A 16,999-nucleotide genomic window follows, 5' to 3' on the forward strand; every position below is an offset into this window, starting at 1 on the left:
GCTTTTTTTCGGCTTTTGAGAAATTTCAGCAAAAATTGTGTAAAATAATCTTAACATCCTTAATTGAATTGCATTCACAGGAGCCAAGAGCCAACTATGACACCAGAGCTAATTTTTAATGTCGGTAATCTGTTCGTTGTGCCTTTCTGGGCAATTATGATTTTATTACCAAACTGGGGAATTACCCGAAAAGTGATGAATTCCTTTATTCCGTTTGCGATACTCGCCGTTTTGTACATATATTTGTTTGGTAGCAGTCTGACTGCGGAAAACGCGGCAGCTTTGTCCAATCCCAAGCTAGCAGATATTGCTAAGTTTCTGGGGGAGGAAACAGCGGCGGCTACGGGATGGATACATTTTTTAGTGATGGACTTGTTTGTCGGGCGCTGGATTTATTTGGAAGGACAGCGGACAGGAGTTTGGACAGTTCATTCTTTGGCTTTGTGTTTTTTTGCGGGGCCGATGGGATTGCTTTCTCATATTATAACTGCTTCGATTACTCAAAGGTTTTTCCCCAGTTCTGAGGCGGCGGAAACTATTACTTTATCGGTTTAGGGAAAGGGTTTCTCCTCCTTTGGATGTCATACCATTTGCGATTTGCGATTTGCGATGGGAAATGACTATACCTCTAGCAAAAGTCGATCGCCTATCCTGAAAATATCTGCGTTTATCTGTGTCTATCTGCCTGACATCTGCGGTTTCTGTATTAACCAAAGACTTAAGGATCGCGAATTAAATAACTTACAATTTTAATTGTTATTGTGGGATGGGCGGGACGCCCATCCCACAAACTTGTGGAAGTTATTTAATTCTCATTCCTTATGCAATTCAGGTCTACTGAGTGCATAAGTTATTGTCGGGTGAACTCGCGGCTACAGAATTTTAAGAATTGGCTAGGGGCAGGACTAAACGAGCGACAATTAAATTGTGTTCTAACATTTCTAAATAAAAGTTTCCCCCCATTAAGCGTACCGCTCGCTGACAAATTAAGAGATTTTGCACGATCGACCTATTTGCAGAAACCGCTAATATATCGGGCCCGGAACCGCCGTTGAAGGCAGCAATTAACTGTCGATCGCACGCGCCACTATCGATCACAGACAATTCTAACAAATCTTCCCCTAACAACTGAGAGCGAATCTCAATCTTGGCGCCAACAGCAGAGCGCCTGCAAGCCGTCGCCAGCAATTCGCACAGGATCAAATCCAGCTTGATACTGTCCCCGCGAACACTCAAAGTCTGACCCGCAGGCATCGACACAGCAGTTTCTCTGTGCACTTCCAGCACGACTTTCGACTGTTTGACCAGGGGGGCAGTTCGATCGAGCGATCGCCTCAGCCAAGCGCTCACAGGCACCGCATCTTGTCCGAATTGCAGCCGCCAATGTTCCTGTTTCAGCAGCAAATGAGTTGACCCCAAAGCATTGCCAATGTGTCGCAAAACCTGTTGGTAGCGCAAAGTTTTCAGAGCATCCTTTTGTTCTTTCGCCGACTGCAAAATCGACTCACTCAACTCCCCCAACTCCTTCACCCCCGCTCCCACAGTGCGGTAAAACTCCTCAAAACGCCGCTGTTTGTACCAGTTGAGCAACTCCAGATCCAATCGCTGCGACTCGGCGGCAGATTGCACCGCCAAATACCTGCGCCACCAAGCCAACTGAGACGCCATCGAGCTGAGTAAACTCACCGACAACTCCGACCACTGGCGGCCCGGAGCGTCTGCCGCCACCACAATGCCCGCCGGAGCGTGTTCTGGGGCCGTCCGCAGCGCCACCGTCAGAATCTCGCCAATTCCCGGACTGCGGAGCCACCGCTTCGTCGCCAGCGGCAGTTGGCTCGTGCTCTGTTGCAGCACCTCGCTAGCAGCCAGGGTTTGTTGGATTAACGCATCTGTTTTGACAGGAATCACCGCCTCGGGATTGAGGGCAAATACGGGATTGGCAGCTAGCGCCGTCGCAATTGAACCTTCCTCCTCACCGGGATTCCAAGTAATTACGGCTACTAAAGGACAGGAAATTGTCTGGGAAACCTGTTGAGCAAAGTTACGATCGAGCTTTTGTAGCGGCAACTCTGGGAACATCGTCGGTGAAGCACCAGATATCGGTTGCTCAGATTGCTCATCAGGAGAATGGTGCAAAACCGCCAAACCCGATTTGAACGATCGCTCAAATTGCTGATATTTGTCGATTGCCGAACTCTGTTGCCAGGAGTGCAGGATCAATCCTAGTTGTTGGCCCACTAGCCGAATTAATTCTTGCTCAGATCGCCTCCAAGTGCGAGTTGCACTGTGCCCGACAACCAGCAAACCCTTGATCGATTGGCGATTGGCGATTTTCGATTTGAGATTGGGGTTTTCTCCCTCTGCCTTTTTCCCCTGAGTGCTCGATGCCAACAGCGATCGCACCCCAGCTTCCCCCAACACTTCCCGCCAAGCGCCCAACCGCCTGTCTTCCTCCCAATTTTCAATAGCTAGAGGTGCACTTTCTTGCAACAGCCCCACGTCAGCCACATCTAGGGCGTTGAGTGGCGACGGCACTGCCCTGCGGTTGCGGGGCAGATTTTGGCAGACAATTTCAAAGCTATTTTGTTCTTCGCCGTACAGCAGCAGCAAAAAGTATTCGCATTTGAGCCGATCGCACAACTGTTCGGCGGTATATTTCAAAGTCGCCTCCCAGTCAGCATCGCTGTAGATGGCGTGAGCTATTCCGGCAGTTAAATCTCGATCGATCTCAATTTGCTGAATTTTCTCCTCCATCTCCGACACCGGAGCCGTCAGAGCCACTAACTGCGCCACTCCCCGCAGGTAATGCTTTTCATTGTCTTGCCAAATCCGGGGCTCGCCGGCTTCGACTGCCAAAAATCCCAACAATTCCCCTTCCGAAACAATCGGCGCAGCCAACAGAGAGCGAGCGCGGATTTGCTGCATCAACCGCCCTGTCAGCTCAGTTTTCAGAGAACTTTGAGATTCACCGATCCAAACCATTTCTTCCCTGCCCAAAGCCTGATAAAATTCCCCCAAGTCTTGGACGGTGATGCCCGAAGCCGCTCGGCCGGGCCCCCCCAAACCCGGAGCAACTTCGCGGTTGCTGACTCGGCGCCAAAAATAGCGCCGCTCTCGCTCGAACCAATAAACATTGGTACGCGTCGGCTCGATAAATTCATGAGTTTGTTCGACCACCGCTTGCAAGTATTGATCGAGCGATCGCAATTCCCCCAACTGCGAAATCAGCGCTAAAAGAGACTCATCTGGGTGTTTGACTTGTTCTCGCTGCCAGTCTTTTTCTATTTGGTAAAGAGCAGTTGCCAGCGCTCCAAATACGATCGCCAACTGCGTTTTTTCCCCCGACTTGGGCGACGCTCCCCACACCTGGGTGCCGAGCAAAATCACCCCGTAGCAGCGGTCTTTGTAGCGCAGCGGAAACAGAGTCGTGCCTTGAATATTGAAATTTTGAGCTGCTTTGCGCCATTCTCCGGCTCTACTTTCCGATCGCAAATCCGGGACTCCCACCGGCCGGAGCTGAATCACCACTTGTTCCAGCAAATCCCCCGGGCTGAGGGCAAACCGCTGTTTGAGAAAAGACTGGTCGCCGTTAGGAGTCATGCCTCCTTTCCCCAACAATCTGTGGGCCTGTCGATCGTACAACCCGATCCAAATCAACCCCCAGTCAAATTCCGTTTGCAAGTAACCGAGTGTGGTCGAAAGTAGCACTTCAACATTCTCCTCTTCTCGGAGAGTCTGGAGAACGCGCTCTAGGGTCGCGATTTGTTCGTCTAAATCCTTTGGTCTTTGCTGCTGCCCCATTTCCAAGCTTCCCCGCACCTTTGTCTAATTTAAAATTACTAACTTAAAAATTCAAAAAAATAAAATGCAAAAGAGTCAACTTATAATATAATCGTCTCACTTATCCCTCAATCTCAAACATTGGATAAAGTCGATCGAAGTTGAAGTAAAAACTTCGCCTTCGCTGCCTGCTCGTGAATATTTTTATTTTCCTTCTCATTTCTAATTTGTAAATTGCCCCAGTACAAATCATTGGATATTTATCAATCAAGTGTACGCCCGCTGTTGTTTTCCGTATTTAAAACCGATGCCGAGTGGCTGCACAACCGCACTCTCCAAGTTCTCGAACTCGCAGCCAGAACCCAGTCAAACCCCGCAACCAGCCAAATGCTCTCTCGATTGCAGAAATCTTTGGGAGTCCAAGATTCTCGCCTTGAACAATCTTTGTGGGGACTGAGCTTTAACAATCCTGTCGGCTTGGCCGCCGGATTTGATAAAAACGGCGTAGCTGCTGACATTTGGGCAAATTTTGGCTTTGGCTTTGCCGAACTCGGCACTGTCACTTGTCAACCACAGCCGGGAAACCCCCAACCTCGCTTGTTTCGCTTGACTCAGGACAGTGCAGCCCTCAACCGCATGGGATTTAACAATCAAGGAGCCGCGGCAATGGCAGCCCGGTTTCAGGCAGCACAGAAACATTCAAAATTCGATGCCCAGCGCCCCATGCCTCAGTCTCCCTTCCCCTTGGGCATCAATCTCGGTAAATCTAAGGTAACACCGTTAGAGCAGGCAGCAGCCGACTATTGGGAGAGTTTTAAGCTGCTGAAAGATTGGGGCGACTATTTTGTAGTCAACGTTTCCTCTCCGAATACGCCTGGGTTGCGATCGCTCCAAGATGCTGCTGGGCTTAGCACAATTTTGGAAATTTTGCAACAGGAAAATCAGGGAATCAAGCCAATTTTAGTCAAGATTGCGCCGGATTTGGAGTCGGAGGCGATCGTATCAATCCTCGACTTAGCAAAAACCTACCAACTAGCAGGAATTATCGCCACAAATACCACCATTCGCCGCGACGGATTGAAAACACAAATATTGCGAGAAACAGGCAAACCAATCGCCGAAGAAGCCGGGGGAATTAGCGGGCTTCCTGTGCGGGAGCGATCGACAGAAGTAATCCGATTTATCTGGCAATATACAAAAGGCGAATTACCCATAATTGGAGTTGGCGGCATTTTCACCGCCGAAGATGCTTGGGAAAAAATAGCCGCCGGTGCGAGTTTAATTCAAGTCTACACCGGTTGGGTTTACGAAGGGCCTTGGATGGTGCGCCGGATTCTACAAGGCTTGTTGCAAAAGTTAGAAGAAAAAGGATTTAATTCGATTTCTGAGGCAGTAGGTTCGGAAAATATTAAGTAGCAGATTAGGACACAACAATATTGTGTCTTTGGGGCGGATTGATAGCAAGCCCCAAAACGGTTGATATAAATAAAATTTGGATATTGGGAATTGGGCGAAGCCCAGGGATGAGGCATTGAGTCCCATCCGATTAGGCAATGGGCAAGCCTGTACTATAAAAAGCACAGGCGAGAGATTAGGAATTGGATATTAAAACTTAAAGATTCATCACACTCTGGCATAATACCAGTGTTTATTACCAATAACCAATAACCAATAGCCAATAACCCAAAAACTTACTTTGGTTTAGAAAGTCCTGCCAGCGACCAAGTTAGACTCACCATCATTAAGCGTGCTAGAGCCTTCAAACCATCTTCACCGTGATTTTCAAAGGCTTGAGACTCGGTTTGAGAATTATCATTTTCTGACAAGTCTTGAGTGGCTGCTGGTTTTTTCAACTCCGCTTTGTCACAAGATTCCTCAAGACTGACTTGTGACTGATTATTTTCTTTTTCTCTCATTTTATGAGTCACCTCCTTGAGTTATTGCATACATAACCCATACTACAAATATAAATTGTTTGTTTCCGGCATTTGGCGATCGAAGTTTTGTTACATGGCGATCGTAATCAGCAAGTGAGGTGATACCCATCACTTAATTGTTATTTTTACTTACTAGCGATGTTTTCACAAATCTGCTACAGTTAATACCTAACAATCAATTTGACGCTCAGTGACATCAAACTGAAACTAAGCCTCGGAAAACTCACAATAAACTAAGAAAATAAAGGTGTAGATCTGATGGGAATTTATCTCGATACTGCAATTGTAGCCGAAGCAAAAGAGGCGAGCAAGTTCGGCTGGCTTTCGGGAATTACTACTAATCCAACCCTCCTGGGAAAAAGCGATTTAGCTCCTGATGTGACGCTCAAACAACTGGCAAAACTTATTCCCGGTGAAGTGTATTATCAGCTAACTGCATCTGATTTTGATGGCATGGTAGCAGAAGGAAAAGCGGCTTTTGAATTAATTGGACAGCAAACAGTGTTGAAAGTTCCAGCAACGGCGGCTGGTTTTCAAGCAGTAGCGCATTTGTCACCGGAAATTCCTTGCGCGGTGACGGCGATATACAGCGCATCACAAGCAGTTGTTTCAGCAGAAGCGGGGGCTAAATATGCGATCGCCTACGTGAATCGCGCCACCAGACTCCTCGGAGACGGTTTTGCCTTAGTGCGAGATATGGCCAACGTATTGCAGAGAACTAATACAGAGATTTTGGCAGCAAGCATTAAATCGCCAGAAGAAGCAGTAAATACTTTATTAGCCGGCGCCCATCATTTGACATTGCCTTTGGACGTATTGCAGGCGATCGCAGTTCACGAATTGTCCCAGCAAACAGTTGATGAATTTGCCAAAAACGGGCGAGGAATTTTGGGATAATATCATGTCCCCTTGCACAACCTATTGATTATTTTAAAATTAGTCATTGGTCATTGGTCATTGGTAATACTGGTCGCAACAGTCTCTCTTCTCTCTCTTTTCTTCCTTCGCGAAGGACGCGGTTCGTAAAAAAAGTAATTCTGTACAATGTACGCTGCACACCTTACACTACTGACAACTGCCAACTGTCAACCACCAACTGCCAACGACCAACTGACAACTGTCAATTGCCAACTGTCAACTGTCAACTGTCAACTGTCAACTGACTATGGCATTCGCCAAATCTTAATGGTGCTATCAGGACTGCCACTCACAAAAGTCTTGCTATCTCTGGCAATAGCAACAGAACTCACAAACTGACTGTGACCAGAAACAGTGCTTCTTTCTTTTCCCGTCTTCAAATCCCAAACTATAATATCTCCCCCCCCGCTGATCAAAGTGCGGCTGTCCGGGCTAAAGGCGATCGTCCTCACCCAGCTCGAATGCCCTTTAAAAGTGCGGGTGCGCTTCCCGTCTTGCACGTTCGACAAACGGATCATCGTATTGTCGGTGCTAGCACTAGCCACAATTTGCCCGTTCGGGCTAAAAGCCACAGCATTAACCGGGCCCCCGTGACCTGTGATAATTCTTCTGACTTCTCCGGTATCGAGATTCCACAAACGCATAGTCTTGTCCTGGCTGCCACTAGCGAGAGTTTTACCGTCCCGGCTCAAAGCGATCGCGTTTACTCCTCCGGCGTGGCCACTCAAAGTCCGCAACCTGCTGCCGGTTCTGACATTCCACAAGCGAACAGTTTTGTCATCGCTGCCGCTAGCGAGAGTTTTACCGTCCCTGCTAAAAGCGATGGCGTTGACGGCGGCTGCGTGAGCGGGAATCGTCAGCCTCCGTACCCCCGTCTTCAAATCCCAGAGAATCACATTATTGTCGTCGCCCCCGCTGGCAAAAATCGAGCCGTCCGGGCTCACCGCCAGCGTCTTGACCGATTTTTGAGAATGCACCGAATAGAGAGGGTGCAACAGGCGTCCCGTCCTCACATTCCAAATTCTAATCGTCCCAGAGCTTGCGCTCACCAAAGTTTGACCGTCAGGCGACAGGGCGATCGCATTTACACCCCCGAGATTATTTAAACTTTTTTGCAAAAGATGAGTGCTAGGTAAAGTAGAAAGCAGCCACACCGGATTTGCTGGAAACACCTTGTAACGCAGCGAACCGTAAATTTGAGACACGCCAATACTCACCATCAAAACAGCCGTGCCGGCCAGCAGCTTCTTTTTCCAATCAAAAACTTCTTTATCGGTCTTGTTCAATCCCGAATTCAGAGGTCTGAGGCGGTTCATGGAACTCTGCTTCGTCGCCCCAGCCCCCCCGGAAGTTCCGCGAATTTTAGTTTGCCCCGTCGTCGGCAACTGAGTCGGCAACTGACTTTCCGCGCCATCGAGATTAATTTCCTCCAAGCACTGCAAAACCATCTGCGGACTTTGAGGTCGATTTCCCGGAAAAGGCGCCATCAGATAATCGATTACATTAGCCACGGCGTCGGAAACCTGAGGAGCTCCTTTGCGCCACATTAATCTGCCCGTGCGCGGGTTCTCTGGAAACGCAGTCGGCGGCTTCCCAGTCAGCAAATAAACAAAAGTGCGCCCCAGAGCAAAAAAATCTGACTGCGGAACAGCCTTGCCATTAGTTTGTTCCGGCGGCGTGTAGCCCGGGGAAACAATACCAGTCACATTTTGCCCCTGGCCCACCTTAGCGAAATAAGTCGCCGACACTTCCCGAGCAGTCCCGAAGTCAATCAGCACTAACTGCCCGTTTGGCTTGCACATAATGTTGTGCGGCTTGATATCGCGATGGAAATAGTTGAGGCGGTGAACTTGGTCTAAAATTTCCGACAGTTGTTTGAGCCAGTTAACAGCTTGTTCTTGACTAATCGGGCGGCCCCGGTGTTTCAGCCAATCTTGCAAATTGGCCCCAGCAATTTTCTCCATCACCAGACAGTGAAAAGACTCTGTGCTGTGAGCGGGCGAAAATATAAAATAACCGTCGCGATCGACTTTTGGAATACCTGGATGTCTGAGCCTGACCAATACGTCGGCTTCTTGCTTAAACAGTTCTACAGCTTTGGGATGTTCTTTGAGCAGGACTTTGATCACTTTTCGGGCGCCGTTGTCGTCCACTTCAAATGTTCTGCCAAAGCCGCCGCTTCCGAGAGGCGCGACTAGCCGATATCGACCTTGCAACAAAAGTTCTGACCCGCAGTGGATACACGCGGATTTGCCAGAGTTGGCTGGATCGGAGGGATTCGGGCATTTGGGATTGAGGCAATAACTCACAGAAGCCACATAACCCTGATTGAGGTTGCTCTATCAAGTTTTACTTTGACACTGCTCTACAAAACTTGGCTAAACTTATCTAAGCTTCACCATTCAACTAGAAGTATTTTCTAGAGGGTCTGATTCCTGCTTCTGCCAAGAGAGTCGGCTCTTACTTGTCCACAGGCGTTAATTCGGGTGGAGCAGCACCCTATTTTTGCAGTCTGTATTTATTATTTTGGAAGCTTTTAGCCATTGTTTAACCATTATTTTCAACCAATTTAACGAATCGTGGTATCCCGTTCGACCTTTTTATAGGCTGGTCAGTTTTAAATCGACCGTCGTTTACTGCTACACAAAACTTGGCTAAACTTATTTAAGCCTCACCATTCAATCAGAATTACTCCTGAAGGGTCTGTTTCCTGCTTCACCCAAGGGAGTCGGCTCTTTCTTGTCCACAGGCGTTAATTCGGATGGAGCAGCACCCTAATTGAATTAATTTTAGTTGAAGCTTTTAGCCATGAGTCATCCACTATTTTCAACCAATTTAACGAAACGCGGGCTCCCGTTGGACCTTGTGACAGGCTGGTCAGTTTTGACTTACACGCTCGGTTTACTCTCCCAGATAATTAAGCCTTTTTTTCGGCATTGATTTAATCATACCGCCCATAATGTTAATCAGTCAAGTTAAGTATGACTAATTTTGGTGAACTTTTTGGCTATGCAAGTCCAACTCAATTTTCAACTTATGACCATCGTAGCACACCTAGTAAAAGACTCATGAGCACCCTTGATTTAAATCTTGCAGCGTCTCTGAAGTCAAGAGAGGTTTTAGTCTCGCTTGACTTCAGCATCCCGTGTTTTTTTATAACCGGGGGCACTGCGAGCTAACGATCGGGTTGAGGCCAAAGGTTTTGTTGTTTGTCATAGCCGATCGAGGTCACAAATCCCTGATGAGAGCACATAATGTACAAACACACCAGAACTAATAACGAGAGAGCAGCCACATTTCAATTGTACGATCGCCACGACCACTATCGAAGGAAGAAGTCCGAGGGGAGAGTGGGGGAGGGGGAGAGGGGGAGTGGGGGAGTGGGGGAGAGTCGGAAAATCCGCCTTCTTCCTTCTTGCTTCTTCCTTCTTGCTTCTTCCTTCTTGCTTCTTCACGCTTGACTTCTTCCTTCAGCAGAAGAAAGCCTTTTAAACAAGTCCCTCAATTACCGGATGGAAGTAGAACGCCAGCGCCAAAACCGTATAAGCTGCCAACAGCAAAGTACCTTCTAGCCAGTTAGAGTTGCCGTCAGAACTGATAGAATTGGCGATCAGCACCGACACCGCAACCGCTACAAGTTCAAACGGGTTGAAATTCAAGTCCATCGGTTTGCCCAAGACAAAACCTGCCAAAACCAACACCGGGGCAACAAACAAAGCAATTTGCAAACTAGAACCCACGGCCACAGAAACCGACAAATCCATTTTATTTTTCATCGCCACCGTCACCGCCGTCGTATGTTCGGCCGCATTGCCAATAATCGGCACTAAAATCACCCCGGTAAACAGTGATGTCAGCCCCAAAGTGGCGGTAGCTTCTTCTAGGGTACCAACCAACAGTTCTGACTCGACAGCTACCATCAGGGTACAGGCCAACAGCACCCCAATCCACAGCGGCAGATTGACTTTGTGGTCGGGACTGTCTGGTGCTAAGTTACTTTCGGCTAATTCTTCGAGCATTTCAGTTTCTGCCACCCCTGCATCGTACAGATAACTGTGGGTTTTCATCGAAAACAGCAGCGTCAGCACGTAGACGATAATCAGCACTATAGCAACAGCGCTAGAGAGGTTCTGCATAGTTTCCGGAGGGATGCCAATAGAGGTCGCCTCAACTGCCGTCGGCACCAAAATGGCAATCACGGCTAAGTTCATCGCTGAAGCGTTCAACCGGGCGACTGTCGGCTGAAATTCTTGTTCTTTGTAGCGCAAGCCGCCCAGCAGCATCGCAAATCCCATCACCAGCAGCAGGTTGCTCATAATTGAACCGGTGATGCTGGCCTTGACAACATCTATTAGTCCCGCGTTGAGGGCGACGATGCCGATAATCAGTTCCGTGGCATTTCCGAAGGTAGCGTTTAGCAAACCCCCCAAGTTGGCGCCGAGGACGACGGCGATTTCTTCGGTGGCCGTGCCCATCCAGGCGGCCAGGGGGACGATGGCTAGGGCCGAGGTGATGAAGATTGTGGAGGATTCCCAGCCGAGAAAGTGTCCGGCGATGGACACTGGGATAAATAACAGCAGGCTGGAAATTATTGTGGTTGTGTTTAGCATTTAGATTCTGAAAAGCTCCCAACGGTCAATCATAGCCTGTGGGTAAATGAAAAAAAGGGGTTTTGTTAAAGCTGGGGGGCGCTAGCTGTTGGTCGCTGGTCGATCGAACTCTTATACAGGACGCGACTCGCACGGAGTAGAACAGGCACTCCAAGAAGCGCTATTTTTCTTTATTCGCTATCTTACAATATTTTGCAGTTAATGGCGACCTCTAAAATGCCATGCCATAATTAAACAAAGACTGTGCTGATGATTGAATTTTTTCACCCAATTTTCACTAAACTTTTTCAATCTTCAGACATAAATTAACTGGCAACTACTAACAACCAACCGCTAGATATATTAAGGAGTTTGTCAAAATGAACTCACCTGAAATTACACTGGAGATGCCTTCAGAAGATTTGCCGATCGCCAATCCGATCGATCCTCCTGAAGTCACGCAGCAGCTATCGGAAAACATCATCCTCACCACAGTGGATGACCTGTACAACTGGGCCAAAATGTCCAGCTTGTATCCGCTGATGTTTGGGACTGCTTGTTGCTTCATTGAATTTAGCGCCATGCTCGCTGCTCGCTTCGATTTGGATCGCTGGGGTGTATTTCCCCGGATGTCTCCCCGACAGGCAGATTTGATAATTACGGCCGGCACGATTACGATGAAATACGCTCCGGTTTTGGTGCGAATTTACGAACAAATGCCGGAACCCAAATACGTAATTGCAATGGGCGCTTGCACGATTACGGGCGGAATGTTTAGTGCAGATTCTCCGACTGCTGTGCGCGGTGTGGACAAGTTAATTCCCGTAGATGTCTATGTACCGGGATGTCCGCCCCGGCCAGAAGCGATTATGGATGCGATCGTCAAACTCCGCAAGAAGATTGCCAACGAAAGCTTCCAAGAAGAGCAACAGAGGGAACCAACGCACCGCTACTACACCCGCCCTCACCGGATGAAAATCGTCTCACCAATCCACGAGGGGAAATACCTGAAAACTTCAGCAAGACAGGTGCCACCGCCAGAAATTGCACCTTCTGGATTGTCAAGATTCCAACTGGTTGAATTAACTTCTGCTACCTTTCATGATTAATATTGGACTGACATAATCAGTCTAGAAACTATTCCACGATAGTAATAGGGTACGCACGGCGCACCTTATTACTATGGCTAATGTGAAAATTGACTTTTTATGTAAGTCATGAAACAGCCAAACGATCGAGATAGCCCGCCGGAAAAAACCTAATTATGATGCAAAATATTGATATTGGACTGACTCACATTGCCCTCCCGGTTTCAAATGTCGATCGCAGTATTGAATTCTACTCCAAATATGCTGGGATGCAAGTAGTTCACCGCCGCATTGATGCAGAAACGGGTGTTGCTGTGGTCTGGATTTCCGATCGCACTCGCCCTTTTGTAATTGTGCTAATTCAAACAAACTCCGTACATCCCGTTCTGTCTCCCTGGGCACACCTCGGAGTAGGTTGCAAAAGCCGCGAATACATGGATTCTCTCTGCGACAAAGCACGTCAAGAAGGCGTACTGCTTGAGGAACCAAAAGATTCTGGATATCCGATCGGCTACTGGGCTTTTTTGCGAGACCCAGACGGTCACACGCTGGAACTATCCTACGGGCAAGAAATCGGATGTACAGTGGAGGATGCTACTTAAAGTTATAATAAACAAATCGCCCTCCAAACCCGATCGTTTCTCATCTGGAAATAGACTGGAGAATCAAATGACTGCAGCAATCATCGCACCACCCAGAAAAGAATCACCCCTTCTGTTTGAGGGACTCACTTGGAGAGAGTTCAAAGCAGTTGAGCAATTGTTAGACCGTCCAGGATATCGACTTTCTTTCCTGGATGGAGTTTTGGAGATTAAACTAATGCCTGGAGAACCCCACGAAACCGTTAAGAAGAGAATTGCCGCATTGGTGGAACTGTACCTGCTGATGGCGGGGTTTGACTTTACTCCAACTGGCTCAATGACGCTAGAAAGTGAAGGCGTAGCCGTTAAGCGAGAGGCGGATGAATCTTATAAACTTGCCCCTGGTCGTATGCTACCCGATCTGGCGATCGAGGTCGTGTTTTCCAGTGGCGGCATCAACCAACTGGAGGTATACAAGCGGCTGAAGATAAAGGAAGTGTGGTTCTGGGAAGATGGATTGTTAGAGGTTTATCACCTGCGGGGAGAGGGCAATACACTTCATTATGAAAAGGTTTCCAGTAGTGAGGAGGTGAAAGGGATAGATTTTGATTTGTTGTTGCGTTGCATCAATATGGTGAATCATGTTGATGCACTTAAGACTTTTCAACAGGCACTTCAGAAATAGCTGGGAATAGGGGATTTCGCCTCCTTTCACCACCTTTGTTGACATCTCAATATCCGCAAAAAGCAATGGGGAATGGCAATGACGCAAGTTGTAATTGTGGGAGCGGGGCCAACTGGTGCGGCACTTGCTTTGCTGCTGGTAAAACGAGGTATTTCTGTTACCTTGGTTGAGGCTGCAAAAGATTCCTACCGAGTGTTTCGCGGTGAAGCGTTAATGCCCAGCGGATTGGATGCGATCGCCCAAATGGGCTTATCCACTATGCTAGAAGGTGTTCCACACCGACAAATTGATGCCTGGGAGTTCGTTGTGGGCGATCGGCAACTATTTCGAGTTGATGAGCCAATGGGGTCTAATCAACCTTGTACGCTGGTATCGCAACCGCCTTTGCTAGAAACACTAATTTCAGAAGCTAAGTTGCATCCAGAGTTTGAATTTATCTCAGGTGTTCCCGTAAAAGATTTACTGTACAGCAACGATCGCATTGCGGGTGTAAAGCTAGGAGATGGGCGAGAGATTCCTGCTGCACTTGTGATTGGTACAGATGGTAGAAACTCGGTTGTACGACAACGTGCAGAATTAGAGTTAGTAAAACAGCAGAATAGTATAGATGTTCTGTGGTTTAAACTTGCCGCTCATCCTCGGTTTGTGGCGGATAATGTATTTTATTCCATCCTGAATGGCGGTAGCGGATTTAGTGTCTTTCATGGGGCAGAATCAGGTAAACTTCATCTGGCTTGGGTGCTATCGGCAGATGACAAAACGGATCGGAAACACACAGACTGGGCAGAAACTTTCGCATCGCGATCGCCTGCGTGGATGGCAGAACATTTCCGCAACTGTGCGGATACGAGCGAATCTCCGATGCGATTATCTGTTGTGGTTGGTCGCTGTCCGCGCTGGCATCGACCAGGAATCATACTTTTGGGGGATGCGGCACATCCGATGTCTCCGGTTCGCGCTCAAGGAATTAACATGGCGTTCCGCGATGTAATTGTTGCGGCCAATCACCTTGTACCTTTATTGAAAGCAGGCGCTAATTACGAGGATATTGACTTAGCATTATCGCGGATTCAGGCAGAACGCGAACCAGAAATTATTCGCGCCCAAAAACTTCAAGCACAAGAAGCGTGGAAAGGCGAACAACTGCGAAAAAATGGATTATTGCGTTTATTGATGATGCAAACGGCTCCGTTTTTGGGTGAAAAAATTAAACAATTTTGGGTAAAAGGACAGTATGAGTTGCGCCAAGGAGTAACAGAGGTAAAATTGGTGGTGTGAAATGAGGAAATTAAAACCTGACTTACCCATCCAAACCAAAGAAACCGGGTTTTTACCTTTTCTGCGATGCTCTAATATCAATTCCGGTTGTATCGGAATGATTAAACCACAGAGGGCACAGAGGACACAGAGAAAGAGAAGAGAGAGATAATAATTCCGATGTTAACGGATTTGATATAACCGAGTATTTTTGCGAAAAACCCAGTTTCTGACTACCCGTGCGTCCAGGACTATAAAACTTAGGAGAAAATTGTATGCGATCGACAACTCTCAAAGGACCGATCGGCACTATTCACATCATCGAAGCCAGCCCCCCTGTCACCGCTGCGGAGTCTGAGCCACTGCCGGTGGTGTTCGTGCACGGTATGGCGGTTTCCGCGAACATCTGGGAGGCGCAGCTTGCCCGTGTCGCCCGTACCCGACGCGCGATCGCCCTTGATATGCGGGGACACGGCGATTCCGCACCGCCGGAGGACGGCAACTACGCGCCCGCCTCCTGTGCAGCGGATGTTTTGGCGGTACTGGATGGGCTGGGACTCGATCGAGTGGCGATCGTTGGACACAGTTTCGGTGCTTGTATTGCCCTCGCCACAGCAGCCAGCGCACCGCACCGCATCGCGCGGTTGATTCTGGCAGACGCACCTGGAGACTTTACCAAGGTGCCTGCAGATGTGCACGAACTGATCGTCTCCTTCCAGAGGACTCTGGAGACGGAGGATTGGCGGGCTGCTGTGGAAACCAGCTTCAACGAGGCGCTGACAGGAAGCAGGGCCCATACGCGCGATCGGATTCTCGCTTGGTTGGCGACGACTCCACACGATCGCCTGTTTGGAATGTATCGCCAGATGTTTGCTTTTGACGCAGTTGATTCTCTCGATCGCTACCTAGCAGCCCCTGGAACACGAGCCCACTCCATTATTGCCCCCTCAAACACTTTTCCCTTCAGCCTCCACATCCTCCGTCCCACACTGACGACAACTACGCTACCCGATACTGGACACTGGCTAATGCTGGATGCGCCAGAGGCCTTTGCTAAGGAACTGGATATCTGTTTGGAAGGTGTTTAATATAGATTTAGACAAAATCTGTTAGTCTTACCAAAATTCATCGAGAGTTAAGTTGTGGGGGTTTTTGAGGATGAAGGCGTTGTTGTCTTTGATTAAGTCACCGCTACAGAGAATCGGTAAGCGTTCTTGATAAGCTTTAATCGCCAGGATATAATCTTTGTCTGCAAGTGAAGTTTGAATTTTCCGCAATTTGGCAACTACAAGGCCGATGAGAGTAATTTCGCCACTTAATTTTTGGGTATTTGGGGTGTGAATTTGCATAACAATTCCCTGAATAATCGTGTTGGGAATGCTGGTAAGTAGTTCGCTTAAAATTTCAATTTGAGGGCGATTTTCTGCGTTTTCTAGGGTTTGGATTGCCTCGCGGATGCGGGCTGCATAATCTCCCAGGTTTTCCCGGTTAGGTAGCAATATTTCAAATTCTTCTGCATCGGCTGTTGGTTTGTGCCAAAGTGTGGCATTATCTAAGAAAGGTTTGTCTTCATGCCAGCCGTGAGTTTGTAAGTAATTTCTCAGTTGATTTAGCTTGATTGTTTCGAGAGTTTGGCTATCTTTTACGGTGATTTTCATGGTTTAACTCCTTGGCTAATTCCCTCCATAATTGACTGAAGGGCGGCGACTGTAAATTGGTTGGTTCTGGGGATGGCGACGGTGACAGTGTTTGTGTTTTGTGTTTTTGGCTTTCCCCGCAGCGATATCCAATATCCGCAGCCTCTGATGCAGAGTTCTGTTTCCGACTGGGTTAACCAGTCTTCGGGTGTTTCGGGGATTAAAACGACAACTAAAATTCGGGGAATGGCGAAGTCATCCATTCTTAAGTCGTCGTAGTTTTTGAGCTTGAGGGGGTAGCGGATGGAGTTATCGTCTTGGATATCTCTTGATGTAGATTTTAACTGCAATTCTAAGCGAGGTGCTCTGATGGGGCCTGTCCCGCCTTTGGCAGCTACTCCCCAGTCTACGCTGTCATCGTCTACGGAAGGTTTGTAGACGGAATAGCCGGCAACGGTGGTGACAGCTTGCAGGTAGATGTTGCTGAATTGTTCTTTTTGTTGGTTAATGTCCACTTCAATAGTTTT

At 48.1% G+C, this 16,999-nt stretch carries 14 protein-coding genes and 1 pseudogene; 8 read left to right on the forward strand and 7 right to left on the reverse strand.

The window, feature by feature from the left end; translation table 11 throughout:
• The first annotated feature begins 96 nt into the window (after positions 1-96).
• A complete protein-coding gene (locus QUA44_RS01080; RefSeq protein ID WP_333247183.1) occupies positions 97-555 on the forward strand; it encodes an ABA4-like family protein in 459 nt (152 codons plus the stop codon).
• 327 nt (positions 556-882) lie between these two features.
• Here QUA44_RS01080 and QUA44_RS01085 read toward each other — a convergent pair whose 3' ends face one another.
• Positions 883-3,801, reverse strand: coding sequence for a GAF domain-containing protein (locus QUA44_RS01085; protein WP_333247181.1), 2,919 nt, complete (start codon positions 3,799-3,801; stop codon positions 883-885).
• A gap of 231 nt (positions 3,802-4,032) precedes the next feature.
• Between QUA44_RS01085 and QUA44_RS01090 the strand changes: the two genes are divergently transcribed.
• On the forward strand, positions 4,033-5,196 hold the full coding sequence (locus QUA44_RS01090) for a quinone-dependent dihydroorotate dehydrogenase (protein WP_333247179.1): 1,164 nt from the start codon (positions 4,033-4,035) through the stop codon (positions 5,194-5,196).
• Between the two features lie 275 nt (positions 5,197-5,471).
• Here QUA44_RS01090 and QUA44_RS01095 read toward each other — a convergent pair whose 3' ends face one another.
• On the reverse strand, positions 5,472-5,696 hold the full coding sequence (locus QUA44_RS01095; RefSeq protein WP_333247177.1) for a hypothetical protein: 225 nt from the start codon (positions 5,694-5,696) through the stop codon (positions 5,472-5,474).
• A 279-nt stretch (positions 5,697-5,975) separates the two neighbouring features.
• Here QUA44_RS01095 and QUA44_RS01100 point away from each other — a divergent pair, with 279 nt between their 5' ends.
• Positions 5,976-6,614: a transaldolase family protein gene (locus tag QUA44_RS01100; RefSeq protein ID WP_333247176.1), complete on the forward strand. Its 639-nt coding sequence runs from the start codon at positions 5,976-5,978 to the stop codon at positions 6,612-6,614.
• A 266-nt stretch (positions 6,615-6,880) separates the two neighbouring features.
• Here QUA44_RS01100 and QUA44_RS01105 read toward each other — a convergent pair whose 3' ends face one another.
• From QUA44_RS01105 to cax, 3 genes are all read right to left on the reverse strand, one after another.
• A complete protein-coding gene (locus QUA44_RS01105; RefSeq protein ID WP_333247174.1) occupies positions 6,881-8,953 on the reverse strand; it encodes a serine/threonine-protein kinase in 2,073 nt (690 codons plus the stop codon).
• Between the two features lie 894 nt (positions 8,954-9,847).
• Positions 9,848-10,090: a hypothetical protein gene (locus QUA44_RS01110; RefSeq protein WP_333247172.1), complete on the reverse strand. Its 243-nt coding sequence runs from the start codon at positions 10,088-10,090 to the stop codon at positions 9,848-9,850.
• A gap of 33 nt (positions 10,091-10,123) precedes the next feature.
• A complete protein-coding gene (gene cax, locus QUA44_RS01115; RefSeq protein ID WP_333247170.1) occupies positions 10,124-11,245 on the reverse strand; it encodes a calcium/proton exchanger in 1,122 nt (373 codons plus the stop codon).
• A 359-nt stretch (positions 11,246-11,604) separates the two neighbouring features.
• Here cax and nuoB point away from each other — a divergent pair.
• The 5 genes and pseudogenes from nuoB to QUA44_RS01140 all read left to right on the forward strand — a co-directional run.
• Positions 11,605-12,270 (forward strand): annotated as a pseudogene (gene nuoB / locus QUA44_RS01120) (NADH-quinone oxidoreductase subunit NuoB); the annotation flags it as partial.
• A gap of 218 nt (positions 12,271-12,488) precedes the next feature.
• Positions 12,489-12,914 carry a VOC family protein gene (locus QUA44_RS01125; protein WP_333247168.1) on the forward strand — a complete coding sequence of 142 codons (426 nt, stop codon included), beginning with the start codon at positions 12,489-12,491 and terminating at the stop codon, positions 12,912-12,914.
• Between the two features lie 67 nt (positions 12,915-12,981).
• Positions 12,982-13,578, forward strand: a complete 597-nt coding sequence (locus QUA44_RS01130; protein WP_333247166.1) for a Uma2 family endonuclease — start codon at positions 12,982-12,984, stop codon at positions 13,576-13,578.
• 78 nt (positions 13,579-13,656) lie between these two features.
• A complete protein-coding gene (locus tag QUA44_RS01135; protein WP_333247165.1) occupies positions 13,657-14,856 on the forward strand; it encodes an FAD-dependent monooxygenase in 1,200 nt (399 codons plus the stop codon).
• A gap of 254 nt (positions 14,857-15,110) precedes the next feature.
• Complete coding sequence (locus tag QUA44_RS01140; RefSeq protein ID WP_333247163.1) at positions 15,111-15,923, forward strand: alpha/beta fold hydrolase; 813 nt, start codon at positions 15,111-15,113, stop codon at positions 15,921-15,923.
• 27 nt (positions 15,924-15,950) lie between these two features.
• Here QUA44_RS01140 and QUA44_RS01145 read toward each other — a convergent pair whose 3' ends face one another.
• Positions 15,951-16,493 carry a hypothetical protein gene (locus QUA44_RS01145; RefSeq protein ID WP_333247161.1) on the reverse strand — a complete coding sequence of 181 codons (543 nt, stop codon included), beginning with the start codon at positions 16,491-16,493 and terminating at the stop codon, positions 15,951-15,953.
• A complete protein-coding gene (locus QUA44_RS01150) occupies positions 16,490-16,987 on the reverse strand; it encodes a DUF4365 domain-containing protein (protein ID WP_333247159.1) in 498 nt (165 codons plus the stop codon). Before QUA44_RS01150 ends, QUA44_RS01145 begins: the two co-directional genes overlap by 4 nt.
• Between the last annotated feature and the right edge of the window lie 12 nt (positions 16,988-16,999).

It is taken from the genome of Microcoleus sp. N9_A2, from assembly GCF_036701775.1.
In the GTDB taxonomy this organism is placed as follows: domain Bacteria; phylum Cyanobacteriota; class Cyanobacteriia; order Cyanobacteriales; family Microcoleaceae; genus Microcoleus.